The sequence below is a fragment of the Streptomyces sp. VTCC 41912 genome (assembly GCF_045799175.1).
Lineage (GTDB): Bacteria > Actinomycetota > Actinomycetes > Streptomycetales > Streptomycetaceae > Streptomyces > Streptomyces albulus_C.
Genome location: NZ_JBJMAB010000007.1, coordinates 115800 through 140691 on the forward strand (window position 1 = coordinate 115800; position 24892 = coordinate 140691).

The 24892-nt window shown below is 74.6% G+C and carries 27 protein-coding genes; 17 read left to right on the plus strand and 10 right to left on the minus strand.

What is annotated here, in order from left to right; all coding sequences use genetic code 11:
- From ACJ6WD_RS13350 to ACJ6WD_RS13360, 3 genes are read left to right on the plus strand one after another with little or no spacing between them, the layout of a single operon-like run.
- Positions 1 to 264, plus strand: coding sequence for an acyl carrier protein (locus ACJ6WD_RS13350; RefSeq protein ID WP_016573738.1), 264 nt, complete (start codon positions 1 to 3; stop codon positions 262 to 264).
- Position 265: 1 nt separating this feature from the next.
- Complete coding sequence (locus ACJ6WD_RS13355) at positions 266 to 742, plus strand: SRPBCC family protein (protein WP_233659484.1); 477 nt, start codon at positions 266 to 268, stop codon at positions 740 to 742.
- Positions 743 to 798: 56 nt separating this feature from the next.
- Positions 799 to 1131, plus strand: a complete 333-nt coding sequence (locus ACJ6WD_RS13360) for a TcmI family type II polyketide cyclase (RefSeq protein ID WP_016573736.1) — start codon at positions 799 to 801, stop codon at positions 1129 to 1131.
- 102 nt (positions 1132 to 1233) lie between these two features.
- On the opposite strand, the gene ACJ6WD_RS13365 is transcribed toward ACJ6WD_RS13360, so the two are convergent.
- Together ACJ6WD_RS13365 and ACJ6WD_RS13370 are read right to left on the minus strand one after the other, a co-directional pair.
- Positions 1234 to 2265 (minus strand): methyltransferase, encoded by a 1032-nt coding sequence (locus ACJ6WD_RS13365; RefSeq protein WP_407615842.1) that lies wholly within the window; start codon positions 2263 to 2265, stop codon positions 1234 to 1236.
- A gap of 55 nt (positions 2266 to 2320) precedes the next feature.
- Entirely contained in the window at positions 2321 to 3421 is a 1101-nt protein-coding gene (locus tag ACJ6WD_RS13370) for a nitrous oxide reductase family maturation protein NosD (RefSeq protein WP_233659482.1), read from the minus strand.
- A 774-nt stretch (positions 3422 to 4195) separates the two neighbouring features.
- Here ACJ6WD_RS13370 and ACJ6WD_RS13375 point away from each other — a divergent pair.
- Entirely contained in the window at positions 4196 to 4396 is a 201-nt protein-coding gene (locus ACJ6WD_RS13375; protein ID WP_233659481.1) for a hypothetical protein, read from the plus strand.
- 56 nt (positions 4397 to 4452) lie between these two features.
- Positions 4453 to 4854: a DUF6126 family protein gene (locus tag ACJ6WD_RS13380; protein WP_233659480.1), complete on the plus strand. Its 402-nt coding sequence runs from the start codon at positions 4453 to 4455 to the stop codon at positions 4852 to 4854.
- A gap of 46 nt (positions 4855 to 4900) precedes the next feature.
- Here the strand turns inward: ACJ6WD_RS13380 and ACJ6WD_RS13385 are convergent, their stop codons facing one another.
- Positions 4901 to 5704 (minus strand): CDP-alcohol phosphatidyltransferase family protein, encoded by an 804-nt coding sequence (locus ACJ6WD_RS13385; protein ID WP_376444204.1) that lies wholly within the window; start codon positions 5702 to 5704, stop codon positions 4901 to 4903.
- Between the two features lie 123 nt (positions 5705 to 5827).
- Here ACJ6WD_RS13385 and ACJ6WD_RS13390 point away from each other — a divergent pair, with 123 nt between their 5' ends.
- The 6 genes from ACJ6WD_RS13390 (at position 5828) to ACJ6WD_RS13415 (ending at position 10996) form a co-directional block, all read left to right on the plus strand.
- A complete protein-coding gene (locus ACJ6WD_RS13390) occupies positions 5828 to 6832 on the plus strand; it encodes a zinc-binding alcohol dehydrogenase (protein WP_407615871.1) in 1005 nt (334 codons plus the stop codon).
- 64 nt (positions 6833 to 6896) lie between these two features.
- Positions 6897 to 7295 (plus strand): 6-carboxytetrahydropterin synthase, encoded by a 399-nt coding sequence (locus tag ACJ6WD_RS13395; protein ID WP_233659478.1) that lies wholly within the window; start codon positions 6897 to 6899, stop codon positions 7293 to 7295.
- 19 nt (positions 7296 to 7314) lie between these two features.
- Complete coding sequence (locus tag ACJ6WD_RS13400; protein WP_331246789.1) at positions 7315 to 8427, plus strand: glycosyltransferase family 4 protein; 1113 nt, start codon at positions 7315 to 7317, stop codon at positions 8425 to 8427.
- Positions 8424 to 9311: a class I SAM-dependent methyltransferase gene (locus tag ACJ6WD_RS13405; protein WP_331246788.1), complete on the plus strand. Its 888-nt coding sequence runs from the start codon at positions 8424 to 8426 to the stop codon at positions 9309 to 9311. Before ACJ6WD_RS13400 ends, ACJ6WD_RS13405 begins: the two co-directional genes overlap by 4 nt.
- Positions 9311 to 10342: a lysylphosphatidylglycerol synthase transmembrane domain-containing protein gene (locus ACJ6WD_RS13410; RefSeq protein ID WP_407615843.1), complete on the plus strand. Its 1032-nt coding sequence runs from the start codon at positions 9311 to 9313 to the stop codon at positions 10340 to 10342. The genes ACJ6WD_RS13405 and ACJ6WD_RS13410 overlap by 1 nt, the downstream gene beginning before the upstream one ends.
- Positions 10343 to 10555: 213 nt before the next feature.
- Positions 10556 to 10996, plus strand: a complete 441-nt coding sequence (locus tag ACJ6WD_RS13415) for an SPW repeat protein (RefSeq protein WP_044372629.1) — start codon at positions 10556 to 10558, stop codon at positions 10994 to 10996.
- Between the two features lie 113 nt (positions 10997 to 11109).
- Here the strand turns inward: ACJ6WD_RS13415 and ACJ6WD_RS13420 are convergent, their stop codons facing one another.
- A complete protein-coding gene (locus tag ACJ6WD_RS13420) occupies positions 11110 to 11262 on the minus strand; it encodes a hypothetical protein (RefSeq protein ID WP_020929425.1) in 153 nt (50 codons plus the stop codon).
- A gap of 334 nt (positions 11263 to 11596) precedes the next feature.
- On the opposite strand from ACJ6WD_RS13420, the gene ACJ6WD_RS13425 reads away from it, so the two are divergent.
- The 3 genes from ACJ6WD_RS13425 to ACJ6WD_RS13435 all read left to right on the plus strand — a co-directional run bounded on the left by ACJ6WD_RS13425 (position 11597) and on the right by ACJ6WD_RS13435 (position 16800).
- Positions 11597 to 12676: a methyltransferase gene (locus tag ACJ6WD_RS13425; protein WP_233659473.1), complete on the plus strand. Its 1080-nt coding sequence runs from the start codon at positions 11597 to 11599 to the stop codon at positions 12674 to 12676.
- 170 nt (positions 12677 to 12846) lie between these two features.
- The gene (locus ACJ6WD_RS13430; protein WP_331246785.1) at positions 12847 to 14703 is read left to right on the plus strand and encodes an alkyl sulfatase dimerization domain-containing protein; all 1857 of its coding nucleotides are present in this window, start codon (positions 12847 to 12849) and stop codon (positions 14701 to 14703) included.
- A gap of 57 nt (positions 14704 to 14760) precedes the next feature.
- Positions 14761 to 16800 carry an NB-ARC domain-containing protein gene (locus ACJ6WD_RS13435; RefSeq protein ID WP_233659471.1) on the plus strand — a complete coding sequence of 680 codons (2040 nt, stop codon included), beginning with the start codon at positions 14761 to 14763 and terminating at the stop codon, positions 16798 to 16800.
- A gap of 17 nt (positions 16801 to 16817) precedes the next feature.
- On the opposite strand, the gene ACJ6WD_RS13440 is transcribed toward ACJ6WD_RS13435, so the two are convergent.
- Genes ACJ6WD_RS13440 through ACJ6WD_RS13460 form a run of 5 tightly spaced genes read right to left on the minus strand, consistent with a single transcriptional unit; the run spans position 16818 to position 20680 of the window.
- Complete coding sequence (locus tag ACJ6WD_RS13440) at positions 16818 to 17855, minus strand: serine hydrolase domain-containing protein (RefSeq protein WP_331246784.1); 1038 nt, start codon at positions 17853 to 17855, stop codon at positions 16818 to 16820.
- Complete coding sequence (locus tag ACJ6WD_RS13445) at positions 17855 to 18799, minus strand: DUF6895 family protein (RefSeq protein WP_233659469.1); 945 nt, start codon at positions 18797 to 18799, stop codon at positions 17855 to 17857. Before ACJ6WD_RS13445 ends, ACJ6WD_RS13440 begins: the two co-directional genes overlap by 1 nt.
- Positions 18796 to 19785 (minus strand): DUF6895 family protein, encoded by a 990-nt coding sequence (locus tag ACJ6WD_RS13450; protein WP_233659468.1) that lies wholly within the window; start codon positions 19783 to 19785, stop codon positions 18796 to 18798. Before ACJ6WD_RS13450 ends, ACJ6WD_RS13445 begins: the two co-directional genes overlap by 4 nt.
- Positions 19782 to 20444, minus strand: coding sequence for a hypothetical protein (locus ACJ6WD_RS13455; protein ID WP_374206845.1), 663 nt, complete (start codon positions 20442 to 20444; stop codon positions 19782 to 19784). Before ACJ6WD_RS13455 ends, ACJ6WD_RS13450 begins: the two co-directional genes overlap by 4 nt.
- A 50-nt stretch (positions 20445 to 20494) precedes the next feature.
- Positions 20495 to 20680, minus strand: coding sequence for a hypothetical protein (locus ACJ6WD_RS13460; RefSeq protein WP_016573986.1), 186 nt, complete (start codon positions 20678 to 20680; stop codon positions 20495 to 20497).
- Between the two features lie 958 nt (positions 20681 to 21638).
- Here ACJ6WD_RS13460 and ACJ6WD_RS13465 point away from each other — a divergent pair.
- A complete protein-coding gene (locus tag ACJ6WD_RS13465; RefSeq protein WP_407615844.1) occupies positions 21639 to 22730 on the plus strand; it encodes a hypothetical protein in 1092 nt (363 codons plus the stop codon).
- Entirely contained in the window at positions 22727 to 23515 is a 789-nt protein-coding gene (locus ACJ6WD_RS13470; RefSeq protein WP_376444180.1) for a methyltransferase domain-containing protein, read from the plus strand. Before ACJ6WD_RS13465 ends, ACJ6WD_RS13470 begins: the two co-directional genes overlap by 4 nt.
- Positions 23516 to 23593: 78 nt before the next feature.
- On the opposite strand, the gene ACJ6WD_RS13475 is transcribed toward ACJ6WD_RS13470, so the two are convergent.
- A complete protein-coding gene (locus tag ACJ6WD_RS13475; protein WP_233659464.1) occupies positions 23594 to 23965 on the minus strand; it encodes a hypothetical protein in 372 nt (123 codons plus the stop codon).
- Between the two features lie 508 nt (positions 23966 to 24473).
- Here ACJ6WD_RS13475 and ACJ6WD_RS13480 point away from each other — a divergent pair.
- A complete protein-coding gene (locus ACJ6WD_RS13480; protein ID WP_037632613.1) occupies positions 24474 to 24881 on the plus strand; it encodes a molybdopterin-binding protein in 408 nt (135 codons plus the stop codon).
- Positions 24882 to 24892: the final 11 nt, after the last annotated feature.

Sequence of the window (24892 nt, forward strand, 5' to 3'; positions counted from 1 at the left end):
ATGACCGCTCAACTGACCCTCGACGAACTGGCCGCGCTGATGAAGTCGGCCGCCGGCCTGACCGTCGACCCGGAGGAGATGGCGAACCGGCCCGAAGTGACCTTCGCCGAGTACGGGCTGGACTCGCTGGGCCTGCTCGGCATCGTCGGCGAACTGGAGAACCGCTACGAGCGGTCGCTGCCCCCGGACGCCGAGCGCGCCAAGACGCCGCACGACTTCCTCGACCTCGTCAACACCGACACCGTCACCACGACAGGAGCCTGACATGCCCGGCCACACCGAGAACGAGATCACCATCGCCGCCCCGCTCAGCCTCGTCTGGGACATGACCAACGACCTGGAGAACTGGCCGCGGCTCTTCAGCGAGTACGCCTCGGTCGAGGTGCTGTCCCGGGAGGGCGACACGACCACGTTCCGGCTGACCATGCACCCGGACGAGAACGGCCAGGTCTGGAGCTGGATCTCCGAGCGGACCCCCGATCGGGGCGCGCTGACCGTCCGCGCCCGCCGGGTGGAGACCGGCCCGTTCAAGTTCATGGACATCTTCTGGAAGTACAAGGAGATCCCCGGCGGCACGTCGATGCACTGGACCCAGGACTTCGCCATGAAGCCCGAGGCCCCGGTCGACGACAAGGGCATGACCGAGCACATCAACCGCAACTCGCGGATCCAGATGGAACTCATCCGGGACCGGATCGAGCAGCGGGACCGCGAGCTCCGCGCGGCCGCCCCGGCCAACTGACGCCCCGCCAGCCCGACCCCGGACCGCCGCCCGGCGGCAACGAAGGGAAACCCCCGATGCACCACGCTCTGATCGTCGCCCGGATGAAGCCGGGCTCGGCTCCCGACATCGCCGAGGTCTTCGCGGCCTCGGACCGCACGGAGCTGCCCCAGCTGGTGGGCGTCAACCGACGGAAGCTGTTCCAGTTCGGCGACGTGTACCTGCACCTCATCGAGTCCGACCTGCCGCCCGGCCCGGAGATCGCCAAGGCGCACCAGCACCCGGAGTTCCAGGCCGTCAGCCAGAAGCTGTCCGCGTACGTCAGCGCGTACGACCCGGCGACCTGGCGCAGTCCGAAGGACGCGATGGCCCAGGAGTTCTACTGCTGGGAACGGGACGGCGCCGGCTGATCCGGACCGGCGCACGGTGGCTGGCCTCCCCGCCAGGTCCTGCGGGGAGGCCGCCGTCGCGCCGACCGCCATCGGCCGGCTCCGCCCGGGCTCCATCCGGGCTCAGTCGGCCGGGACCGTGCACTCGAAGGCGTGCAGGTACGGGTTGACCACGAGGATGTCGTGGACCAGCAGCCCGGCTTCGGCCATGTGGCGCACCAGGCTCTCCTTGGAGTGCTTGGCGCCGCCCACGTTCAGGAGCAGCAGCAGGTCCATGGCGGTGGTGAACTTCATCGACGGGCTGTCGTCGACGAGGTTCTCGATGACCACGACCCGGGCACCGGGCCGGGCCACCTCGACGACCTTGCCCAGGGTCCGGCGGGTGCTGTCGTCGTCCCATTCGAGGATGTTCTTGATGATGTAGAGATCGGCCTGGACGGGGATGTCCTCGCGGCAGTCGCCGGGCACGATCCGCGCCCGGTCGGCCAGCGGACCGCCGTCCCGCAGCCGGGGGTCGGCGTTCGCCACCACCGACGGCAGGTCGAGCAGGGTGCCGCTCAGCGACGGGTACTTCTCCAGCAGGCCCGCCAGGACGTGGCCCTGCCCGCCGCCGATGTCCGCCACCGACGACACCCCGGTGAGGTCCAGGAGTTCGGCGACGTCGCGGGCGGACTGCTTGCTGGAGGCGGTCATCGCCCGGTCGAAGACCTGCGCGGAGTCCTTGGCGTCCTGGTGCAGGTAGTCGAAGAACCCCTTGCCGTAGAGGTCGTCGAAGACGTTCTGGCCGGAGCGCACCGCGTCGTCCAGCCGCGGCCACGCCTCCCAGGTCCACGGCTCGGTGCACCACAGCGAGATGTAGCGCAGGCTGTTGGGGGAGTCCTCCCGCAGCAGCCGCGACATGTCGGTGTGGGCGAACTTCCCGTCCGCGGTCTCCTCGAAGATCCCGTAGCAGGCCAGCGCCCGCAGCATGCGTTCCAGGGGGCGCGGCTCGGTGCCCACGGAAGCGGCCAGTTCCTCGACGGTGATGGGCTGTTCGCCCAGCGCGTCGGCCACGCCGAGCCGCGCGGTCGCCCGGACGGCTGCCGCGCACGCGGCGCCGAAGATCAGTTCCCGCAGCCGCATCGAGGGCTGGGGGGTGGGGCTCACGGTGGTCATTCCGCCTCTTTCTCCCGTTGACGTTCCGATGGGGGTGCTGCCGGCGCCGGCGCGGTCACCGGCACAGGCCGACCGGCCTGGAGGTCCGGCAGGTGTTGCGGACGAAGACGTTGCCCTGGCCGGCCGGGTCTCCGTTGATCAGGTCCGCCGGGGCGTTCCGCAGCGCCACGTTGTCCCGGATGAGGTTGCGCTCGTTGGCGGACTTCACGAAGCTCGGGAAGAGCACCACCCCGCCCGAGAGCGGGGAGTCGCCGACGTTGTCGCGGACGAGGTTGTGCTGGACGAGCGAGTCCTCGGTGCCGGTCAGGACGACACCGGACCCCTGGAGGAACGGCAGGCGCTTGGTCGCCGGGCAGTGCTTGTTGTTCCGCGAGACGTCGTTGTCCCGCACGGTGAGCGCACCGGCCTTGGGGCGGCCCTCGTCGCCGACCACGAACACCCCGGCGCAGTTCCCGATCACGTTGTTGCGGGCGATCAGGAGGTTGCGGACCCGCCGGGCGGTGATGCCGATGCGGTTGCCGCCGAGCCGGTTCTCGACGATCAGGGTGCGGCGGGTGTCCAGCGCCCCGCCCTCCTCCATGACCGCGTTGGCAAGGAAGATCCCCGCGTCGCCGTTCTCCGTGGCGGTGTCGTCGCGGAGCAGGCTGTGCACGGACTTCTCCAGTCCGATGCCCCATTGGCCGTTGTGGCGCGCGGTGACGTGGCGCACCGTCAGCCCCTCGGTGCCGGAGGCCCACACGCCGTTCCGCCGGAACCCCTCGACGGTCAGCGACCGCAGGTGGACGTCGGTGACCGGGCCGCCGGGGCCGGCGGTGACGCAGATGCCGTCACCGGTCTGTCCGCAGGCGTTCTCCGCCCGGGTGACGGGCGGGGCGAGCACGGCTTCCCCGTCCACCCCGCGGAGCATCAGGTGCGACTTGTTGATCAGCACGCTCTCGCGGTACACGCCGGGCAACAGGACTACCGTGTCGCCCGGCCGGGCCGCGTCCACGGCCTGCTGGATCGATTCCCCGGGGCGGACGACGTGCACCCTGTCGTCCCGGTCCGCCGCGGCCTGGGACGGCGGGGCCGCACCGAGTACGCCGGCCAGGACCACCGCCGCGCACCCCGAGTAGGTCATCCGCCGTGCCCCGTGGGTCATCTGTCGAAGCGCCATGAGGCGAAGCTATGGGCGATCATCGGGACCCGCCACATGTGGTAGCCCGTTGACCACGGTGCGTGCAGGGCTCAGCTTTCCAGGGCCGGGGCGCCGGGGCGGGCGTCGGGGGAACGCGGGGCGGACGGCGGCGTTCCGGGGTACCCGGCGCCCGACCCGGGATCAGCCACCGGGCCGGGGCCGCGATCGGACGGTGCGTCAGTCGGGCCGTCCGGCGCGACCTCGGCCAACAGGGCCGCGAGGCTGGCCGGCAGGAACCACGGACGGAGGCGGGGGACGGTCACGGATGCTCAACGCCGGCCGCACCCCGACGACACCCGACCGGGGCGCTCCGGTCCGCTTCATCACTCCAACGGCCGCTACCGGGGAGGAGCCGGGCGACGGGCGCCTTCGTGCCCTCCGGGACGACGGTGCGCCCGCCCGCGCAGGCGACCCGCGCGCTCACGCTCCGCGCACGGCACCGCGCCGAGCCCCCGTCCCTTCTGGCCGCCTCGCTCGACGCGCCGGGGCGCCGTCGTCCGCTCCGCGGGCCCGTCCGCACGGTCCGGCCGCCGCCCGACGCCGCCGGTCGCGGACCCCGGCCGGGCGCGACCCCCGGGGCCCGGGGAGCGCGCGCGGCAAGTGCGGGGTCGGGGCCGTCGATTCGGCGGCGGCACCGGACCCACCGGAGTCGCCCCGCCCGTTCAATCCGGGGGGTCCGTCGTCTACAGTTGAGGAATTCCCCTGTTCAACGATCATCGCGATGGCCGGTCGGCCTGAACGCGGAGGGCATGCGTGGGCGGTTTCGCCGAGTCGGTACGGGAACGGGTGCGCGCCGCGCGGGCCGCCGTCGAAGCGGCGCGGGCCGCCGACGACCCCGCCGCGCTGGCCGTGGCGGAGGACGAACTGGACGACGCGCTGCGCATCGCGCGCGGCGTCGGGGTCGACCCGGACCGCGGCTCCGGTGGCACCGGCCAGGGCGGGGCGGCGGAATGACCGCCGCGGCACCGCGCCGCCGGCGCACGGCCTCCGGCTCCGGAGCCGGGTGACCGATGTCCGGCGCACCGCGACGCAAGGGACCGCCGCCGTGGCGTGCGGTCCGCTCCCGCACCTGCATACCCCTCGCCTCGGCACGGGCCTGCCGAGGCCGCGGCAGGCCCGGCCGGGGTGCGCTCCGCCCGCCCCGCGGCCACGGGCGGACCTGCCCGGAGATCGCCGCCCGGCACCGGCACTCGCTCCGCTGCGGGGTCCGACGGGCCCGGGCCACCGCGATCCGCCCCGGCACCCGGCTGGCCCGGCTGCCCGGCACCGTCCTGGTGACCCATCGCGCCGCGGCCCACGAGGCGGCCCGGCGCAGCCTGTGGATACGGGTGCTGTTCTCCATCGCCGTGACCCACCTGGTGCTGGCGTTCCTGGCGCTCGTCGTCTACCTCGGACGGCACGCCGGGATCTGAGGCACCCGCCCAGGCACCCGACCCACCGCGCCTCGTCCCCGCAGCCTCACCCCGTCCCCGGCGCGGACTCCCCACGGCCCCGGCGCCCCGCGGGCGCGGCGTCCGCCGGCCGTACCGCGGCCGCGCCGCCGGCCGGGCGCACCCCGGCCCGCCGCAGCCACCGCACGTCCCGCCCGAACGACCACCCCAACAGGGCCAGCGCCGCCGCCACCGCCACCCGCTCCAGCGGACGCGGCGCGAGCCCGGCGCCCGCCGCCACCAGCACCACGCCCTGCACCGCGGCCACCGCCTTCCGCGCCGTGCTGGGCGGCAGCGGCGCCCGCAACCACGGCAGCACCCAGGACGCCGCGACGAAGAGGTAGCGCAGCGCGCCGATGGCCAGCACCCACGGTCCCAGCGGGACCGCCACGTAGACGGACAGCACCAGGATCAGGAACGCGTCGACCTCCATGTCGAACCGTGCCCCCAGCGCGGTGGCCGTCCCGGTGCGCCGCGCCACCCGGCCGTCCACCGCGTCCAGCACCAGCGCCACCACGGCCAGTCCGACCAGCACCGCCACCGGCGACCGGCGGCCGAAGGAGTCGGCGACCAGCGCCGCGACCCCGCCGACGAGCGTGGCCCGGGCCAGCGTGACGCGGTTGGCCGGCCCGAAGGACGGCAGCCAGGAGCCGCGTACCGCCCGGGTGAGCGCGGCCCAGGTGGCCACCGTGCAGGCGCAGCCGGTCAGCCAGCCCGCCGGGCCCAGCCCGACCGTCCGGCACAGCGCCCCCAACAGCACCACCTGCGCGAGCGGGCCCGCCACCCGGTCCGGGCCGAACGGCCTTGTCCCGCACCGCCCTTGTACGGCCATCACGCCTCCCGGGACACTGTGGCGGAGCCGGGGGACGCCGCGTATCGTGACGGCGTCGCCATGATCCCCGGCGTGCGCCCCTCAGCATTCACGACGCATCGCCGCACCGTCCAGGAGGACTCGTTGCCGCGCGTCGCCCAGAGTTTCTGGCTCAGCGCTCCAGGCCGCGGGGAGATCCGCACGGTCGACCTGCCGCGACCGGCCGCCGACGAGGTGCTGGTGCGCACCCTGTACTCCGGGGTGAGCCGGGGGACCGAGAGCCTGGTGTTCCGCGGGGGCGTCCCGCGGAGCCAGTACGCGGCGATGCGGGCGCCGTTCCAGGAGGGCACGTTCCCGGCGCCCGTCAAATACGGCTACCTCAACGTGGGCCTCGTCGAGGAGGGGCCGGCCGACCTGCGCGGCCGCACGGTCTTCTGCCTCTACCCGCACCAGACGCACTACGTCGTCCCGGCCAGCGCGGTGACACCCGTGCCGGCCGCCGTCCCCGCGGGGCGCGCCGTCCTCGCGGGCACCGTCGAGACCGCGGTGAACGCCGTCTGGGACGCGGCACCGCTGCTCGGCGACCGGATCGCGGTGATCGGCGGCGGCATGGTCGGGGCCGCGGTCGGCGCGCTGCTGGCCCGCCACCCGGCCACCCGGGTGCAGTTGGTCGACGCCGATCCGGCGCGCGCCACCACCGCCGCGGCGCTGGGCGTCCCGTTCGCGCTGCCCGCCGACGCCCGCGGCGACTGCGACCTCGTCGTGCACGCCAGCGCCACCGAGGACGGCCTGGCCCGGGCCCTCGAACTCCTCGCTCCGGAAGGCACCGTGATCGAGCTCAGCTGGTACGGCGACCGCCGGGTCAGCCTGCCGCTGGGGGAGTCCTTCCACTCCCGCCGGCTGACCGTCCGCAGCAGCCAGGTCGGCGCCGTCGCCCCGGCCCGGTGCGGCCGGCGCACCCACGCCGACCGCCTGGCGCTCGCGCTCGACCTGCTCGCCGACCCCGCCTTCGACGCGCTGATCACCGGGGAATCCCGTTTCGACGAGCTGCCGTCGGTGCTGCCCGAGCTGGCCTCCGGCGCGCTCCCGGCGCTCTGCCACCGCATCCGCTACCCGGCGCCCGGCACCCCGGCCCCCGGTGCGGTGTGACGTCCCACCGCCCACGACTTCCGTCCGAGCCCGACCGTCGGCGACACCTCCTGGAGGAACCCCCGTGTTCAGCATCACCGTCCGTGACCACCTGATGGTCGCGCACAGCTTCCGCGGCGCGGTCTTCGGACCCGCGCAGCGCCTGCACGGCGCCACCTTCATCGTGGACGCCACCTTCCGCCGCCCCGAACTCGACGACGACAACATCGTGGTCGACATCGGCCTCGCCACCCAGGAACTCGGCGGCGTGATCGCCGAGCTCAACTACCGCAACCTCGACGACGAACCCGCCTTCGCCGGGACCAACACCTCCACCGAGGCGCTCGCCAAGGTGATCGCCGACCGGCTCGCCGACCGGGTGCACGCCGGCAACCTCGGTGCGGGCGCCCGCGACCTGAGCGGCATCACCGTCACCCTGCACGAGTCCCACGTGGCCTGGGCCAGCTACGAGCGGGCGCTGTGAGCCGGCGCCGGCGCACCCGTTGACCGGCCGCGCCCCGGCGGGCGCGCGGGTGGTGCACGCCGTCCTGCCCGGCGGCGTCGGCGACGACCGGGCACCCAGCGGCGGCAACCGCTACGACCTACGGGTCTGCCGCGACCTGCCGGTCCTCGGCTGGCAGGTGCACCGCCATCAGGTGCCCGGCGGCTGGCCGCAGCCGGACGCCACCGCCATCACCGCACTGGCCCGCCTGCTGGCCGGTCTTCCGGACGGCGCGGTGGTGCTGCTGGACGGCCTGGTGGCCTGCGGGGTGCCCGACGTGCTCCGCCCCGAGGCCGCCCGGTTGCGGCTGGCCGTCCTGGTCCACCTGCCGCTCGCCGACGAGACCGGGCTCGCCCCGGCAACGGCCGCGGAGCTGGACGCCCGCGAACGGCGCGCCCTGCACGCCGTCCACGCGGTGATCGCCACCAGTGACTGGGCGGCGCGTCGGATCCGCAGTCACCACGGGCCGGGGCTGCCGCCGGTGACGGTCGCCCGGCCCGGCGTCGACGCCGCCCCGCTCGCGCCCGGGACGGACGGCGCCGGCGGGTTGTTGTGCGTGGCGTCGTTGACCCCGCGCAAGGGCCACCGACGCCTGGTGGACGCGCTCGCCACCGTCAGCGACGCCCCCTGGACCTGCGCCTTCGTCGGCAGCACCCGCCAGGACCCGAACACCGCGCAGCAACTCCGCGCACGGATAGCACAGTTGGGCCTTGCCGGGCGCATCGCCTGCACCGGCCCGCGGACCGGCGCCGCACTGGCCGCCCACTACGCAGCCGCCGACCTGGTGTTGCTCGCCTCGTACGCCGAGACCTACGGCATGGTGCTCACCGAGGCGTTGGCGCGCGGCGTACCGGTGGTGGCGACGGCGGTGGCCGGAGTGCCGGAGGCGGTCGGGCGGGCGCCCGACGGGAGCGTGCCGGGGCTGCTGGTTCCCCCCGACGAACGGGGTGCCTTGGCGGCGGCACTCCGTGCCTGGTTCGACGATCGCGCATTGCGGCGGCGACTGGCGGTCTCCGCACGGGGTCGCCGTGCCATGCTGGAGGGGTGGGAGATGACGTCGCACAGTCTGGCCGGCGCGCTGGAACGGCTGCGGAACGCGCCGAGGAGTCCGTGACCGGGGCGGTCGGCAGACCGCGGTTCTGTCCGCAGTGGCTGGAGTTGCGGGAGCGGGCCGACGACGCGGCCCGTGTGCCGGAGCTGCTGCGCCCGTTGCGCGACCGGCTCGCCGCGGCCCCCGCTCCGGAACGCTTCGGCGGCACCGGCGGCCTGGTGATCCGTGACCTGGGCTGCGGCACGGGGGCGATGGGGCGCTGGCTCGCGGTCCGACTGCCCGGCCCCCAGCACTGGGTCCTCCAGGACCACGACGAGGTCCTGCTCGCCCGGGCCGCCGGCCGGATCCCGTCCACCGCCGCCGACGGACGGCCCGTCACCGTCACCACCCTGCAAGCCGACCTCGCCGGTCTGACCGCCGCCGACCTGGCGGGGACGTCCCTGGTCACCGCCTCGGCCCTGCTCGACCTGCTGACCCGCGACGAACTGGAGACCGTCGCCGCGGCTTGCACGGGTGCCGGCTGCCCGGCGCTGCTGGCGCTCTCGGTCACCGGCCGGGTCGAACTCACCCCGGCCGACCCCCTCGACGCCGCACTCTCCGCCGCGTTCAACGCCCACCAGCGCCGTACCGACGGCGGCCGCCGGCGACTGGGTCCGGACGCCGTCGCGGCGGCCACCGAGGCGTTCACCCGGCGCGGCGCTCGGGTGGTGAACCGGCCCAGTCCCTGGCGACTGGGCGGGCCGGAATGCGCGCTGGCCGAACGGTGGCTGCGCGGCTGGGTGGGTGCCGCACGGGAGGCGCGTCCGGAGCTGGCGGCCGTGGCCGACGGGTACCTGCGGCGCCGCTTGGACGCGTGCGCGGCGGGGGAGCTGGGCGTCACGGTGCACCACGTCGACCTGCTGGCCCTGCCCGCTCCGGCCGGCGTCCCGGGCCCCCGATCAGGCTGATGACGCGCCGGATGTGGCCCTGGCTGCGGACGCTCGGCGGACTGGCGATCCTGACGGTCCTGTTGTGGCACGTGGGCTCAGGCGCCCTCCTGGACGGGCTGCGCCGGATCGACGCCGGCACGTTGTTGGTCGCCGTGGGCATCGGAGTGCTGACCACCGTGTGCAGCGCGTGGCGGTGGTGTCTGGTCGCCCGCGGCCTGGGCCTGCGGCTCCCGTTGGGGCAGGCGGTGGCGGACTACTACCGGGCGCTGTTCCTCAACGCGGCGTTGCCCGGCGGCGTGTTGGGCGACGTGCACCGCGCGGTGCGGCACGGCCGGGCCGCCGGGGACGTGGGCAGCGGGGTGCGCGCCGTCGTCCTGGAGCGGGCCGCGGGGCAACTGGTGCTGCTGGTGGTCGGTGCGGTGGTGCTGGCCGTGCAGCGTTCGCCGGTGCGCGCCGCGGTGGTCCGGGCGCTCACCGGACCGACCGCCGGCTGGGTGCTCGCGGCGCTGGCGGCCGGTGGTCTGGCGGCGGTGCTGCTGGGCCGGGCGCGTCGTCGTCGGGCCGGTGCGGCCGACCGGTCCGGCGGTGGGTGGCGGGCCGCGGTGTCCGGGGCCGGGCGGGTCGTGGCGGGCCGGGCGCGCTGGCCGGGCGTCGTCGGGGCGTCGTCGGTCGTCCTCGTCGGCTACGTGGCCACGTTCGTGCTGGCGGCCCGGGTCGCCGGGGTGCGGGCGCCGGCCGGCGACCTGGTGCCGCTGGTGGTGCTGGCCCTGCTGGCCATGGCGCTGCCGCTGAACGTCGGCGGCTGGGGTCCCCGGGAGGGCGTGGCGGCCTGGGCCTTCGGCGCCGCCGGGCTGGGGGCCGCGCAGGGGTTGGCCACCGCGGTCGTCTACGGCGTGCTCGTGCTGGCCGCGAGCCTGCCCGGCGCGGGGGTGCTGCTGGCCCGCTGGGGCGCCGGGCTCCGCTCCGCCCGTCGCAGCCCGCACGGAGCCGCCGGCGGCGTGCGGCGGGGCGGGGCGCTGGTGGGGGCGGCGGACGGCCGACGGCGCTAGCGAGGGGGCTCGCGCGGCGGGTGGTGGCGCCGGTGCGGGGCCGGGGGCGGGACGCTCCGAGGGCGTCCCAGGGGCCCGTGTCCCCGATGACCGGATCCGGTCAAATTACCCACCTCGACATCTACACATAAAGGCGACATAAGAGCAAAATAAAGGTGAGTGGCTGATGCCACGTGATGCGGCCCCGACGCGTGATCGAAGGAGGCGAGTCGTATGGCCGACGTCTCACACCACAGGGGAGATCTCGCTGGTCACCCTGATGTTTCCGAGATGCGGGCCCGGTTCGAGCGGACGCTCGGTGGCCGGGACGTGGTGTTCGTCGACGGGCCGGTGTTCCTCGTCGGCCTGTACTGCGCGGCGTCACCGTGGATCGTGCACTACACGGCCTCGCAGCCGGCGCTGATGACCCACAACCTCATCGTCGGCATCGCGATCGCCCTGCTGGCGGTCGGCTTCACCGTCACTCCGGAGCGCATGTACGGCCTGAGCGGCGCGATGTGCGCGATCGGTGCCTGGCTGATCGTGTCGCCCTGGATCGTCGGGCGCGGTCCCGACGCGGGGGTCATCTGGAACAACGTCGTGATCGGCGCCCTGACCCTGGCGCTGGGGGCGGTGTGCATCGCCGTGGCGTCGAGGAGCCGCCGCGTCACGTGAGGTGCGCCCCGCGGCGCGTGTGCAGGACCACCGGCCCGCTTGCCCTTCGAAGTCCCAGAGCGACGGCAGGCGGGCCGGGCACGTCCGGCGGCGTACGGGCGGTCCCCGTCCGGCTACCGGTCGCGGTCGCGGTCGAGGGCGGCGGAGCGGGGCGGTGTGAAGCGCTGTCCGGCCACCCCGGCCAGCACCAGTCCGCCGGCCAGGAGCAGGCCGTGCGCGAGGGCCACGCCGGTGACCAGGACCGCGATCGCGGTGGCCAGTATCAACCAGACCGCCCAGCGCCGGAACGGGGTCGCCGGCGCGGGTATGCGGACGGGTGGGCAGGGGGCGGCCTCGGGCGGGAACTGTTCCGCGAGGTCGCGGAGTTGGTGGTTGTCGTCGGGGGACAGGGAGCGTCCCTCCTCTCCCGGGTGGTGCTGCCGGTCGCGCCGTACGGGCGGGGTGCTGGACGGGGGCGTTGCTTCGGAGATCGGGCCGACTTAGGGTTACCTAAGTATGTAGGCCAGTGCGGGGTGTGCAACGGCACACAGGCGTTGTTGTGCCCTTCCGGGCCCCGTGCGTAACGCAGTTGACCGGACATCACCGGAGAGGAACCCCGCCATGCCGGACGACCCGTCGCAACAGCACCGCCCGAACCTCGTGCCCCAACCGCACCGTCCCGCGGACGAGCACCGGGACGCCCTCGTCAAGCTCACCTACGGCGCCATGGCCAGCCACGTCGCCGGCGCCGCCGTCCGGCTCGGCGTCCTGGACCGGATCGGCGAGGGCGAGCGCACCGCGGACGACCTGGCCGCCGCGTGCGCGGCGCAACCACAGGCCATGGCGCGCTTACTGAGGGCGCTGACCGCCCTGGGGCTGCTCGCCGAGCCCGCGCCGGGCCGGTTCGCCGCCACCGCGGTCGGCGCCCAGCTGCGCACCGACGCCCCAGGCTCACTGAACGCCCTCGTCCGGATGTTCACCGACCCGGCCCTGCTGCGCGCCTGGGGCCACCTCGACGACAGCGTCCGCACCGGCGCACCCGCCTTCGACACCGTCTTCGGCACCGACTTCTTCGGCTACCTCGCCGAACGGCCGGCCCTCTCGGCCCAGTTCAACGCCGCGATGAGCCAGGGCACCGCGGACACCGCCGCGCTGCTGCCGGCGGCCTTCCCCTTCGACCGCTTCGCCACCGTGGCCGACGTCGGCGGAGGCGACGGCACCCTGCTGGCCGGTGTCCTGCGGACCCACCCGAGGCTGCGCGGCATCCTCTTCGACCGCGCCGAGGGCCTCGCCCAGGCCGGCAGCCGGCTCGCCCGGGACGGCCTGGCCGACCGCTGCTCCCTGGTGACCGGCGACTTCTTCGCCACCGCCCCCGACGGCGCCGACCTCTACCTCCTCAAGAGCGTGCTGCACGACTGGAACGACGAGCAGTGCCGGCAGATCCTCGGCCACCTCCGCCGGGTCGTGCCCGACGCCGGTCGGCTGCTGATCGTCGAGCCGGTCCTGCCGGCCGTCGCCGACGCCTCGGGCGACGTGATCCGCTACCTCAGCGACCTCAACATGCTGGTCAACGTCGGCGGCCGGGAGCGCACCCGGGACGACTTCGAGCGGCTGTGCCGCAGCGCGGGATTCGCCGTCCGCGGCGTCACGCCCCTCCCGCGCCCCAACCGCTTCTCGGTGATCGAGGCGGAGCCGGTCTGACCCGTTCGCGCGGTGCCACCGGACCTCGGGCGCGGGGCCGGGCCGGGCCGCACGGCGGGGCGCCGGGGCGCGCCGGAGCCCACGCGTGCGGCGGCCCGACATCTTCGGTTAAATCGAACGTGTGGGCCATGCGCCCGTGATGGCCCGCGGTCTGCGAGAGGTGGCGCGCCGTGACCGCTGTGCCCGTGGACGACACCGTGCCCGTCGACGACCACGAGGACTTCGCCGACGCCGACCGTGGCTTCATCGCCCCGCTCGACCCGCCCAGGATCACCGCGGCCGACGGCCGGGTGATCTGGGACGCCGAGCGGCACGCCTTCCTGGCCGGGAACTGCCCCGCGTCCGCCGACGCGAGCCTGTGGCGCCAGGGGCGGCTGGTGAGCCGGCAGGGCCTGTACGAAGTGACCGAGGGCATCTACCAGGTCCGCGGCCTGGACCTGTCCAACATGTCGCTCATCGAGGGCGACCACGGCGTCCTGGTCGTCGATCCGCTGCTGTCCACCGAGACCGCCGCCGCCGGGCTGGAGCTCTACCGCAAGTACCGCGGCGACCGACCGGTCACCGGCCTGATCTACACCCATGCGCACGCCGACCACTTCGGCGGCGCCCGTGGCGTCCTGCCGCCCGACCACCACCCGGTACCGGTGCTGGCACCCGCCGGATTCCGGGAGAGCGCGGTCGGCGAGCAGCTGTACACCGGCCCGGCCATGGCCCGGCGCGCCGTGTACATGTACGGCACGCAGCTGCCCGCCGCCCCGGACGGCCAGATCGGCTGCGGCCTGGGCACCCTGCCCTCCGCCGGCACCCGCAGCTTCGTCCCCCCGACCGTGGACGTCACCCGCACCGGCCAGGAGGAGATCGTCGACGGGGTCCGCCTGGTCTTCCAGCTCACCCCCGGCGCCGACGCCCCCGCCGCGATGAACTTCGCCGCCCCGTCCCACCGCGCGCTGTGCACCGCGGAGAACGCCGTCCACACCATGCACAGCGTCCTCACCCTGCGCGGCGCCGTGGTCCGCGACACCCGGCGCTGGGCCCACTACCTCAACGAGGCGCTGGCGCTCTTCGGCGCCGACAGCGAGGTCGCCTTCGCCTCCCACCACTGGCCGACCTGGGGGAACGCCCGCATCCGCCGCCTGCTCGCCAACCAGCGCGACCTCTACGCATACCTGCACGACCAGACCCTGCGGCTGCTCAACGAGGGCCGCACCGGCGCCGAGATCGCCGAGGAGCTGCGGCTGCCCCCGGGCCTGGCACGGCTCTGGGCGCACCACGGCTACTACGGCTCCCTCAGCCACAACGTCAAGGCGATCTACCAGCGCTACCTCGGATGGTTCGACGGCAACCCGGCCCACCTGTGGGAGCACCCGCCGGCCGAGCAGGCCCGGCGCTACGTGGAGACGCTGGGCGGCGTCGCGGCCACCGTCGACGCCGGCAAGCGGTACGCCGCCGCCGGCGACCTGCGGTTCGCCGCCACCCTCCTCAACCACGCCGTCTTCGCCGCCCCGCACGACCCGCGCGCCCGCCGGGAACTCGCCGACGTCTACCAGCGGCTGGGCCACGGCTGCGAGAACGGCACCTGGCGCAACTACTACCTGACCGCCGCCATGGAACTGCGCGGCACTCCGGCCGCCGCCCGCCCCGACACCACCGGACCGGACGCCCCGGCCCCCGACCTGGTCCGGGCCCGCAGCGTCGACCAGCTTCTGGACTCGCTCGCCATCCGCGTCGACGGGCCGCGGGCCTGGCACGCGCACCTGACCCTCGCCCTCCACCTCGCCGACGAGGACCGCACCTGGCACCTGACCCTCTCGAACGGCGCGCTCACCCACCTCAGCACCCCCGGCGCCCCCGCCCCCGAGAGCGGGACCGACGCCGCCCTCACGCTCACCAAACCCCAGCTCCACGAGCTGCTCGGCGGCCGCATCCCGACCGCGGTCACTCAGGAGGGTGAGCCCGCTGCGGCGCTGCGCGAACTGCTCGGCCTGCTCAGCGCCCCGGACCCCAACTTCCCCATCGTCACGCCCTGAACCCGTCCGCTGGCAGGGCGGAAGCGGACGGCCCGCGGCGTGGGGCAAACTGGGCCGGTGGCGAGCAACATTCCCGAGGAGTCGACGAGCTTCGTCGGCCGCCGAGCCGAACTTCGGCAACTCAGCACCGAGTTGACGCAGCATCGGTTGATCACCCTGACCGGGCCCGGTGGTGTGGGCAAGACCCGGATCGCGATGCGGGCCGCCCAAGCGGCCACGGCGCGGTTCCCCGACGGGGTCCACTGGGTCCCGCTGTGGCCCTTACAAGGCGACCAGCTGCTGGTCGCCGCCGTCTGCGACGCCGTCGGGCTGGCCGACCACTCGGCCCGGACACCGGTGGCCGCGCTCTGCGAATGGCTCGCCGACAAGGACCTGCTGCTGGTCCTGGACTCCTGCGAACACCTCGTCGCGGCCTGCCGGGACCTGGTCGGCGACCTGCTCACCGCCGCCCCCGGCGTCATCGTCATGGTCACCACCCGGCAGCCGCTGGAGGTCGCCGGCGAGTGGATCACCGAGATCGGCCCGCTGCCCTGCACCGGCACCAACGACGCGCTGACGCTCTTCACCGAGCGCGCCGGCACCGCGGCCCCCGACCTCCGGCTCGCCGACCCGCTCAACGCCGACGCCGCGGCCCTCATCTGCCGGCGCCTCGAAGGCATCCCGTTGGCCCTGGAACTGGCCGGCGCCCAGCTCGCGCACCGCCCGCTGGCCCAGGTCGTCGAGCGGCTCGGCTCCCGCCTCGACGCCCTCGACGGCACCGGGATGCCCTGGACCCCGCGCCACCGCACCCTGCGCACCGCCATCGGCTGGAGCCACGAACTGTGCGCGCCGCTGGAACGGCTGCTGTGGGCCCGGCTGTCGGTCTTCCGCGGCACCTTCGACGTCGGCTCCGCGGCCGCGGTCTGCGCCGACGGGCCCCTCACCCCCGACGCGGTGCGCACCGCGCTGGCCGGGCTGGCCGCCAAATCCGTGGTCAGCCGCGAGGGCAACCGCTTCCGGATGCTGGACACCCTGCGCGAATACGGCCGGATGTGGCTCGCCGAACTGGACGAGACGGTCACCGTCGCCGACCGCCACGCCGAACACTTCGTCGGCTTCGGCCGCCGCGCCGAACTCGGCTGGCTCGGCCCCGACCAGGTCACCTGGTACGGGCGGGTCGCCGAGTCGTACGTCGACCTGTGCACCGCGCTGGACCACCTGCTCGGCAGCGCCCCGGACCGCGCCCAGGAGCTGTCCGCGGCCATCGGCTTCTTCTGGACCTGTTGCGGGCACCTGCACGAGGCCCGCGACTACCTGGAGCGCGCCCTGGCAGCCCAGGCCGCCGAGGACGCCGAGGGCACCGCCCGCACCCGGGCCCTGTGGGCGCTCGGCGTCGCCGTCCTCCTCCAAGGGGAGATCCAGGCCGCCGAAACCCTCGGTCGGGAGTGCGCCCGCACCGCCCGGGACAGCGGTGACCACGACGCGGTGCTCGCGGCCGGCTACCTGATCGGCCTCACCCACCTGATGGCCGGCCGCCCGCTGACCGCCCACACCGTCGCCGGCCAGGTGCTCGGCCCGCCGCCGGACGACCCGTTCGACTCCGCCGCCCGGCTGCGCTGCCACCTCGTCCGACTGTTCGCCCTCACCGCCCTGGGGAGGCTGCGCGAGGCCCGCACCGCGGCCACCGTGCTGCGGCACGGGTGCGTCGAACGCGGCGAGTACTGGTCCCGCTCCTACACCGACTACCAGCTCGCCCTGATCGCGCTGTTCCAGGACCGGCCCGAGGAGTCCGCGGGCCACGCCCGTGCCATGCTCGCCGCCAAGCGGCGCATCGGCGACAACTTCGGGATCGCCCTCGGCCTGGACCTGCTGGCCGCCGCGGTCGCCGCCCAGGGCGACGGTGCGTCGGCCGCCCAGGTCTACGGCAGCGGCCAGGCGTTCTGGCGCACGGTCGGGCACCCGCAGCGCGGCACCCCCGAACTCCGCGCGGTGCGCGAACAGTGCGAGCGCCGGGCCCGCGCGGCGATCGGCGACGCCGCCTACACCGCCGCCTTCCACCGGGCCGCCGAGCAGAACCCGGAACTGCTGCTCGCCCGGATCCTCGCCGGCGACTTCTGAGCGCCGCGCCGGCGGCCCTATCCGTCGTCGCCGGCCAGTGCGTACAGCAGCTCGTAGGCGGTGGTGACCATCCGGCAGGTGCGTCCGCGGCGGGTGGCCAGGGCGACCAGTCCGGTGCCGGACGCCGGGTGGAATCCGAGGAACGCCTGCTGCCCGAAGGTCGCGCCCACGTGGAAGAGCAACGGGCCGCGCGCCGCCGGATGTTGGTACCACGTCAGGGTGTGGGTGTTGCGGTGCCGCCAGCCGCGTCGCAGCAGCGGGGTGCGCACCGCGCGCAGCGCCCCGGCCAGCGGACTGCCCTCTGGGTACAGGTGTGCTTCCAGGTAGGTGAGCAGGTCGTCGGGGGTGGACCGGACCGCGCCGGCGGCGGCGAAGGCCCCCATGTCGGTGCTCTGGACGGGAGTGGTGCCGTTGGTGCGGTGGCCGACCGCTTCGGTGCCGGTGGCCCCGGGCGCCAGGGTGGTGCCGGTGAGGCCGAGCGGCTTCAGCACCCGGGTGGTCAGCAGGTCCGGGTAGCCGGTGCCGGTCGTGTGCCCCATGGCCGGGCCGAGCAGTGCCAGCCCGAAATTGGAGTAGCGCCAGCGGGTGCCGGGCCGGTGCCGGGGGCGGGTGTGGGCGAAGGTGCGCAGCAGCCGCTCGGTGTCGTAGCGGGAGTAGCCGTTCTCGTAGGGGCGGACCAGCGCGCCGATCAACAGGTCGGTGGGGATGCGGGGCAGCCCGGAGGTGTGGGTGGCCAGGTGGCGCAGGGTGATCCGGCCCGACCACGGGTGGCGCAGCGGCAGCCGCGGCAGGCGTGCGGTGAGCGGATCGTCCAGCCGGAGCGCGCCGTTCGCCGCGAGGTCCGCGAGCAGCAGCACGGTGAACGTCTTGGTCAGCGAGCCGAGTTCGTAGCGCAGGTCCTGGCGCGGGGTCGGCGGCGCCAGCGCGGTGCCGCCGCTGACCACCGTGCGGCGGCCCCGCCGGGTGACGGCCAGGACGACGTCCGGGGCGTCGACGGTGGTCAGCGCGTACGCCAGCCGGTCCGCCAGCGCCGGCCCGCCGGAGGGGGGCCGCATCAGCCGGCGGTGGACGTCAGCGCGCGGGAGGTGGCCATGGCCGAGGCGAACGCGGCGACCAGGGTGGGGTGGTGCACCTGGTCGAAGACCAGGTCCGGATCGCCCTCGGGCATCGCGTGCTGGATCGGCATCGCCCCGGACGCGTCCTGGGCGGCGGCGTACCGCTCCCACAGCCGCGCGTCCAAGGTGGGACGGGGCAGACAGGCGTCCACGACCAGGAGCTCACCGAGCAGGTCCCAGTGTTCGAGGTCGGCCCAGTCGTCCAGCCAGGCCGGCAGGTACCGGGTGAGGTAGTCGGCGACGTCGGGCGGGATGCGGTCCGGTGCCTCGCCCCAGTTGGTGAGGTGGAAGACGGTGTGGGTGATGTCGTACGCGATGTGCAGCTGCACCGTCCAGGGCTCGGGCAGCTGTCCCAGCCAGGTGCGCGCCAGTGCCTGGTCGACGTCGGCGCTGGGGGCCAGTCCGATCTTGCGTTCGGCGTTGAGCACGCCCAGGCGCCGGTTGGGCACCATCTCCAGCGCGGTCCACGTCGCGGTGCGCCGGGTCACCGCCAGGGCCGCCTCCAGGCCCGGGTGGCGGTGGCCCAGTTCGTGGAACGGCGCGTAGACCTCCAACGGCACCGGGGAGTGCGGTTCGTCCTGTTGGAGGGCGGCCAGGACGTTGCCGCCGTCGAGCAGCTCCCGCCAGGCGAAGTCCAGCAGCGCACCGGCCCGGGTGCGCTGCCGGGAGCCGGCCACGCCTTCCCGGAACAGCACCTGCATGTTGATGGCCAGTTCGCCGATGGGCTTGAGCCGTTCGATCGTCGCGCTGCCCGTGGCGCGGTCCTCGGGCGTCAGCCGGAACAAGTCGCGGTGCGCGTCGAGCCAGCTCAGGGCCCGGTCGCCGACCCGGTGGAGCAGTGCCGGGGAGGCCGGGGAGGCCAGGGACGCAGCGGTCACGGTCACAGCGCAGCCTCGCTTTCGTAGGGGGTCGGCCCGGCCACCGCCGTCTGCCCGGCCACCAGCGGGCCGGCGTAGGGCTCGGCCTCGTCCGAGGCGATCCGGGCGAGGGTGCCGGCGAACGCGGTCACCAGGGTGGAGTGGTAGCAGGCCAGGAACGCCTCGGCCGGATCGGTCGGGCGCGGCGCGGCACCGGTCTCGGGCACGCTGCCGTCGGCGGCCTGCGCGGCGGCCAGCCGCTGCCAGGCAGCCGCGTCGTACGGGGCCGCGGGCAGGCAGGCCGCGACCGCCAGCAACTCGCCCACGAGGTCCCACAGTTGTTCCTCCTGCCAGTTCTCCAGCCAGGAGGGCAACCAGAGCCGCAGGTAGCCGGCGGCCTCGGGGGCCAACCGCCGGCGGTTGCGGCCCCAGTCGGTGAGGTGGAAGACGTCGTGGGTCAGGCCGTACGCCGCCTTGCGGTCCAGCGCCCAGGGCTCGGGGAGCAGCCCGAGCCCGGTGTGCGCGAACGCGGTGTCGAAGTCGGCGTGTTGGGCCAGGCCGATCCGCCGCTCGGCGTTGAGCACCCCGAGGGTTCGGGTGTGGTCCTCGCGGGCCACCCGCCAGCCGCGCAGCCCGGTCGTGGTCAGGACCAGTTCCTCGACGGCCGGGTGCCGCAGCCCGGCCTGGGCGAAGACCCCGTAGATCTCCACCGGGTAGGTGGCGTACGGCTCCCCGCGGATCAGCTCGGCGAACAGGGCGCCCGCGCGGGTCTCCCGCCAGGCGAAGGCGAACAGCCGCCCCGCCGCGTCCCGGAGTTCCGCGCACGGGTGCGACGAGGCGATGAGCTGGGTGAGTTCGGCCAGCTCGCCGAGGGGTTTGAGGGTGAGGTTGGGGTCGGCGTCGGTGGTCGTGTCCGGTGGCAGGCGGAAGAAGTCCCGCATCGCGGTCAGCCAGCCGAGGCTGCCCCCGACGATCCGGTCCAGCAGGTCCGGGTCGCCCCGGCCGGCGGTCACCAGCCCCGCCCGAAGAACCGCTGCGCGGCCACCACGTGCAGCGCCACCCGCGGGTCGTCACCGCCCATCTGCCGGACGAAGGCCAGGCCGGCGTCCAGCCCGAGGGTGGGGGGCACGTCGGGGAGCCGGGCCAGCCAGCGGCCCACCCCGGCGGCCTGGAGCCAGTCGCGGCGGCGTACGGCCCGGACGAAGCCGCGGGCCAAGTCGTCGGTGCGTGAGGTCAGTTGCTCCTCCAGGTCGGCGGCGAGGCCCGGGAGGGCCAGGGCCGCGAGTTGGGACACCCGGTGGGCGAGCCGCGGCCAGGGGTCGGTGGCGGCCCACTCGGCTCCGGTCTCGGGGGGCCGGGGCCAGGGTCGGGCGTGCGAGGGGAGGTACGCGTGCGTCGCCTCCACCAGGCCGCGATAGCTCCATGCCGATACGTCGGAGGCGTCCGCGCCCGGGGGGAAGGCCGCCAGTGTCTGCCGCACCACCGCTTCGTCGTCCGCACCCACCGGCACCGCGCGGTGCTCCAGGGCGTACGGCGCGAGCGCGTCGGCGCCCAGGACCCGGACCGCGGCAGGGGCGAGCGGATCGCCCTGTCGCAGGATCCGGGAGAGCGCATAGGGGTCGCCCCCACCCTGGAGGGCGAGGGCGACCCCGGTTGCGGCATCGGCGATCACAGCGCTGAGCGGGACTGCTCCCTGCGTCTGTTCAGCCAACGCGATTCCCCTCAGCGAACGCCGGACTTCGGGCGGGGGGTGGGGGGCGAGATCAGCAGGAGGCCGAGCAGCAGCAGCCCGCCCCCGCACTCGCGGGTATCGCGGTAGACACCGTCGGGCTCGGCGGGGCTGAGCAGCCCCTCGACCTCGGCGGACAGAGCAGCGGTCTCGATCGGTGCGGTGCGATCCGTAACCATGCGATCAACTCCTTCGACGAATGGGCTTTCAGGCTGACATTCGCCAGAAACCGCCGCAAACCGGACTAATCCAGTGGTGAGGGGTCGTCGAGGACGTCCCGATCGGCCCCCGTTGGCGGAGCCGGGATCCGACTTCCCGGTAACTGACCAACCGATCCCATGAGTTGGCGGAACGCCGCGAGGTGCCCCGCGGGCGGGGAGAAGCGCGGTCGCGGAGTGCCGAAGTGCGGGCGGGCCGCGAACCGGACTGCTCTGTTCGGTGCCAATTGGCGCCGGGCCCGCTGGTCCGCCCGGTGCGGGCGGCGCCTCCCCTCACCCCGTCGAACACCGGCCCGCCGCTCCGACCCTGCACGACCTACCTGGCGGTAATCGCCGTCCGGGTGGTCGGCGACGGCGCCGTCGTCGTCCGGCTCGGCGAAGCGTCCGTCCGGCCCGCCCCGGATCCACCACCTGGCCCAGGACGACCCCGCTCCGGTCGGAGAACCACGCTTACCGCCCCACTCTCCTGCCTGCCATGCCCCCGCGCGCAGGGCAGGCAGGTCCTCGACCCGTCCACCGCACCAAGGAACGAGGAGGTCCGGCTACCGGGTCCCCCCGGTTCGGGGTGACGCCACGGGTGGGGGAGGGGCCGGCGGGCTGCTCTCGTTTCGGTCAGGCACCGCGCCGGCAACATCGGACGACGCGCGCGACATCGCGCTGCGGACGTCAACTCGGCGTCGTGGCAGGGCGGCTGGCACAGAGCGCGGGTCGTGACCGCGAACGACGGCAAGCCTGTCCTGCGCCACGAGGCGACCGCGCCGGCCCCCGCCCGGAGAGGGCGGACCGGCCTCGCCCCGCGGTGCGGCGCCGCGCTTCTCGCGTCCGGAAAGCGTCGCCCGAACGGCGTCACCTTCGCCGGTGTCGGCCGTTGGAGATGCTGTCGATCTCAGGAACCCCGCGAAAGGACAGGGCACGTCCCATGACCGTCTCCGCAGTGGCGGACCGGATCGCCTCCCGTACGTGGTCCGACTTCGGATGCGAGGTGAACGCGCTACCACCGGTCGAACTCTTCGACCGGTACGAGCGCTCCCGCTTCCTTTACCCGGCCAAGCGGGCCAGGCTCGCCCCCTACTGGTCGCTCATCCTGGAGAACTGGCAACGCGCCCGCCGGGCCGGCGAGTTGCTCCATTGGGTCGCGAGCTACGACGAGCCCGGCGGTGGCTGGGCCTCGCTGAGCTCCTGGCGTTCCACGCACGGGGGCTGGCAGACCCAGCACCTGGTCAGTTCGGGGACCCTCGCCGGAGGGCGGGCGGTGATGCTGGCGGCGCAGGCGATCCGGGTGGCCGAGCGGCAGGACGTCGCCGCGCAGAACTGGTTCAGCCCCTCCAACCGCTTCGCGGCCCGCGCGTTCGGCAGCATCGAGCGCAACCTCGGCCCCGCGCGTTCGCTGGTCGCCCCCGGTGACTACGTGATGGTCCCGCTGACCCTCGCCCGCGCGCTCCTCCCGGTCGGCTCCGTCGGCACGGTCACCGAACTCGACGCCGGCGCCTGTCCCGAGCTGGCGGACCTGGCCCGCCGCTGCCGCGGCGAGGTGTACGTACGGGCCGAGGGCCTGGACCGCGACGACCTGCGCCTGACGGATGTGGACCGGCTCTACCGCCTGGTCGGGCTGCGCCGCCACCGACGCGTCTGGGCCCTGTACGACGCGTCCGGTACGGTACGGGCCGCCGCGCTCGCCTACAGGGGGCCGCTGGGCTTCAACTTCTCCTTCCTGGAGAACCGTTGTGACCTGTTGGTCGCGCCGGGACTCGATCCGACCGAGGTCCGGCGGGCGACGGACACCCTGTTGGCGGCGGCCTGCCACGCCTACGCGGACTTCGAGCCCGCCGCCGTCCCCCTCGCCACCGCCACCCCGATCGACCACCTGATCCTGGCGGGGGCCGAGTCCGTACGCCCCTACACCCGCGCGCTGTGGCTCGCCGAGGCGTACCCCGATCTCTACCGGCACATCGACGAGTTGTACGCCCAGCGGCTGCACGGCCGGGGCGTCTACCCGAGGAGCAGCGCATGACCGTCCCGTACCTGATGGAGGACCGGCGCGAGGCCGGCCGGCTGGTGGCCAAGGTCGACGCCGACGCATGGGTGCGCACCTATCTGGACCCGGTGCTGCCGAGCGCCCCCGGGGCGCGCGTGCTCGACGTGGGCGCCGGCCCCGGTCACATCGCCGAGGCCGTGCTGCGGGCCCGCCCGGCGGCCGAGGTCGTCGCCTTCGACGGCAACCCCGCGCGCCTCGCAGCGGGCGGCCCGGCCGGCACGGGCCCGCAGCGACGCTCCGGCGACGCCCGTGCACTGCCCTTAGAGGACGGCTCCTTCGACGTCGTCTACTCGCGCCTGATGCTCCAGTACGTCGCCGAACGGGACGCGGCCGTCGCCGAGATGGCACGCGTCACCCGCCCCGGCGGCACGGTCGTGCTCTTCGACCTCGACGGCCAGCTCGTCTGGCACGACCCGCTCGGCCCCGAACTGCGCGCCCTGCTCGACCCGGTCACCCAGGCGCTCACGGCAGCCGGCTTCGACCCGCACACCGGGCGCCGTCTGTACGGGCTGGCCCGCCGGGCCGGGCTGACGGACCTGGACGTGCGGGTCGATCCGTACCACCTGATCGCCGGGCGGATCGACCCGGTCCAACGCGGCCAGTGGGAGCTCAAGCTCGACATCGCCCGGCCCCTGATCGCCCGCGCCCTCGGCTCCCCGCAGGCGGGGGACGAGGCGGTTGCCGCCTTCCTGGCGCACCTGGACAGCGCGGAGACGCTGACGTACTCGGTCGCCTTCACGGTCACCGGCCGGCGCGCCTGAACCGGGTCGCGGGCTGCTTCGCGCACGCACCCTACGGGCAAGGGGGAGCGTGCCCGGCCGGCACGTGGTCCGGCGCGCTCAAGGGCTCGACGGCGGCGTCCGTCGGGCCCTCAAGTCGTCGTCCGCATCCGTGATCGGCCCGGGGCCGGCGTCGTCGAGCGCGCGACGGATCCGGTCGAGGTCGGGCGCCCCGGCCAGACCGCCGGGGGTGCGGTACAGCCGGCACGCGAGGGTCGGTGCGGCGCCGGGCCGGGCGAACGGGTCGCGGCCGTCGATGAGGATCGTCGGGGAGCCGGTGAAGCCGGACCGCTCGGCCGCTGCCTGGTCACCGACCACCCGAGTGGTGAAGCCGGTGTCGGTCAGCCCGGCGGCGTCCAGTGCCTGCCGCAGCCGCTCCTCGGCGAGCTGCCGGTGCGGGCAGCCGGCTACGACCAGAACCTCGATCTCCATCACCGTCTCCCTCCCGCTGCCTTTCCCTTTCCCTTTCCCTTTCCCTCTCCCGGATTACGCGCCTCGGTGAGGTACGGGGCCAAGTGGCCGATCTGGCCGAGCGGCGCGCCGGGCTGGGCCGCGCCGCCGTTCGTCGTGGAACCTGGCCGGCCCGCGGGGCCCGTATCGGCAGGGTCGCACGCGGTCGTCGCGACCGGGAAGCGTCCGCGGACCAGAAGGAGACCCTGTGTTCCTGTTGGTGGGGCGAGCGAAGGCGTCGAGCGGCGCACGAAGGCCCGGACACGTCGTCAGCCACCCGGCGCAGCGCAAGCCTCGATCCGAATGGCTCGATGTCGACCTTGGCTGCGAGTGCGGGACGAACATGCGGCGAGGAGCGCCGGCACCGGAGGAGCCGACCGAGGTGCTGCGGCAGCGCCCGCCCGACGGAAGACCCGCCGGTGCCGGCCGGCGGACGGCATCGGCTGGATGTGACGCCCGGGTCGGTTCTCGGGTCCTTTAGAGTGCCGACGTGCCCTCGTACAGCATTGGCCAGGCAGCGCGACTGCTGGGCGTGAGTTCGGAGACCGTTCGTCGCTGGGCCGACGGCGGGCAATTGCGCATGGACCGGGACGGGGCGGGCAACCGCGTGATCGACGGAGTGGGTCTGGCCGCGTTCGCCAAGGAACGGGCCGCCGGCGCGCACCCGGTCCCCGGCGAGGCCCGCACCTCCGTCCGCAACGCCTTCGCCGGCATCGTCACGGCGGTCACCCTCGACGACGTGATCGCCCAGGTCGAGGTCCAGTCGGGGCCGCACCGCGTGGTGGCGGTGGTCAGCCGGGAGGCCGTCGAGGACCTCGGTATCGAGGTCGGCGTCGAGGCCACCGCCCGGATCAAGTCCACCCACGTGCACGTGGACCGGCCGGACGAGCGCGGCTGAGGCCGCGGCCG

Coding starts and splice junctions, on each gene's coding strand:
- ACJ6WD_RS13460 (WP_016573986.1), bottom strand. CDS start 20,680: ATGGTTACGGATCGCACCGCACCGATCGAGACCGCTGCTCTGTCCGCC.
- ACJ6WD_RS13385 (WP_376444204.1), bottom strand. CDS start 5,704: ATGGCCGTACAAGGGCGGTGCGGGACAAGGCCGTTCGGCCCGGACCGG.
- ACJ6WD_RS13425 (WP_233659473.1), top strand. CDS start 11,597: ATGCCGGACGACCCGTCGCAACAGCACCGCCCGAACCTCGTGCCCCAA.
- ACJ6WD_RS13440 (WP_331246784.1), bottom strand. CDS start 17,855: ATGCGGCCCCCCTCCGGCGGGCCGGCGCTGGCGGACCGGCTGGCGTAC.
- ACJ6WD_RS13410 (WP_407615843.1), top strand. CDS start 9,311: ATGACGCGCCGGATGTGGCCCTGGCTGCGGACGCTCGGCGGACTGGCG.
- ACJ6WD_RS13465 (WP_407615844.1), top strand. CDS start 21,639: ATGACCGTCTCCGCAGTGGCGGACCGGATCGCCTCCCGTACGTGGTCC.
- ACJ6WD_RS13415 (WP_044372629.1), top strand. CDS start 10,556: ATGGCCGACGTCTCACACCACAGGGGAGATCTCGCTGGTCACCCTGAT.
- ACJ6WD_RS13380 (WP_233659480.1), top strand. CDS start 4,453: ATGTCCGGCGCACCGCGACGCAAGGGACCGCCGCCGTGGCGTGCGGTC.
- ACJ6WD_RS13365 (WP_407615842.1), bottom strand. CDS start 2,265: ATGACCACCGTGAGCCCCACCCCCCAGCCCTCGATGCGGCTGCGGGAA.
- ACJ6WD_RS13475 (WP_233659464.1), bottom strand. CDS start 23,965: ATGGAGATCGAGGTTCTGGTCGTAGCCGGCTGCCCGCACCGGCAGCTC.
- ACJ6WD_RS13470 (WP_376444180.1), top strand. CDS start 22,727: ATGACCGTCCCGTACCTGATGGAGGACCGGCGCGAGGCCGGCCGGCTG.
- ACJ6WD_RS13360 (WP_016573736.1), top strand. CDS start 799: ATGCACCACGCTCTGATCGTCGCCCGGATGAAGCCGGGCTCGGCTCCC.
- ACJ6WD_RS13355 (WP_233659484.1), top strand. CDS start 266: ATGCCCGGCCACACCGAGAACGAGATCACCATCGCCGCCCCGCTCAGC.
- ACJ6WD_RS13370 (WP_233659482.1), bottom strand. CDS start 3,421: ATGGCGCTTCGACAGATGACCCACGGGGCACGGCGGATGACCTACTCG.
- ACJ6WD_RS13350 (WP_016573738.1), top strand. CDS start 1: ATGACCGCTCAACTGACCCTCGACGAACTGGCCGCGCTGATGAAGTCG.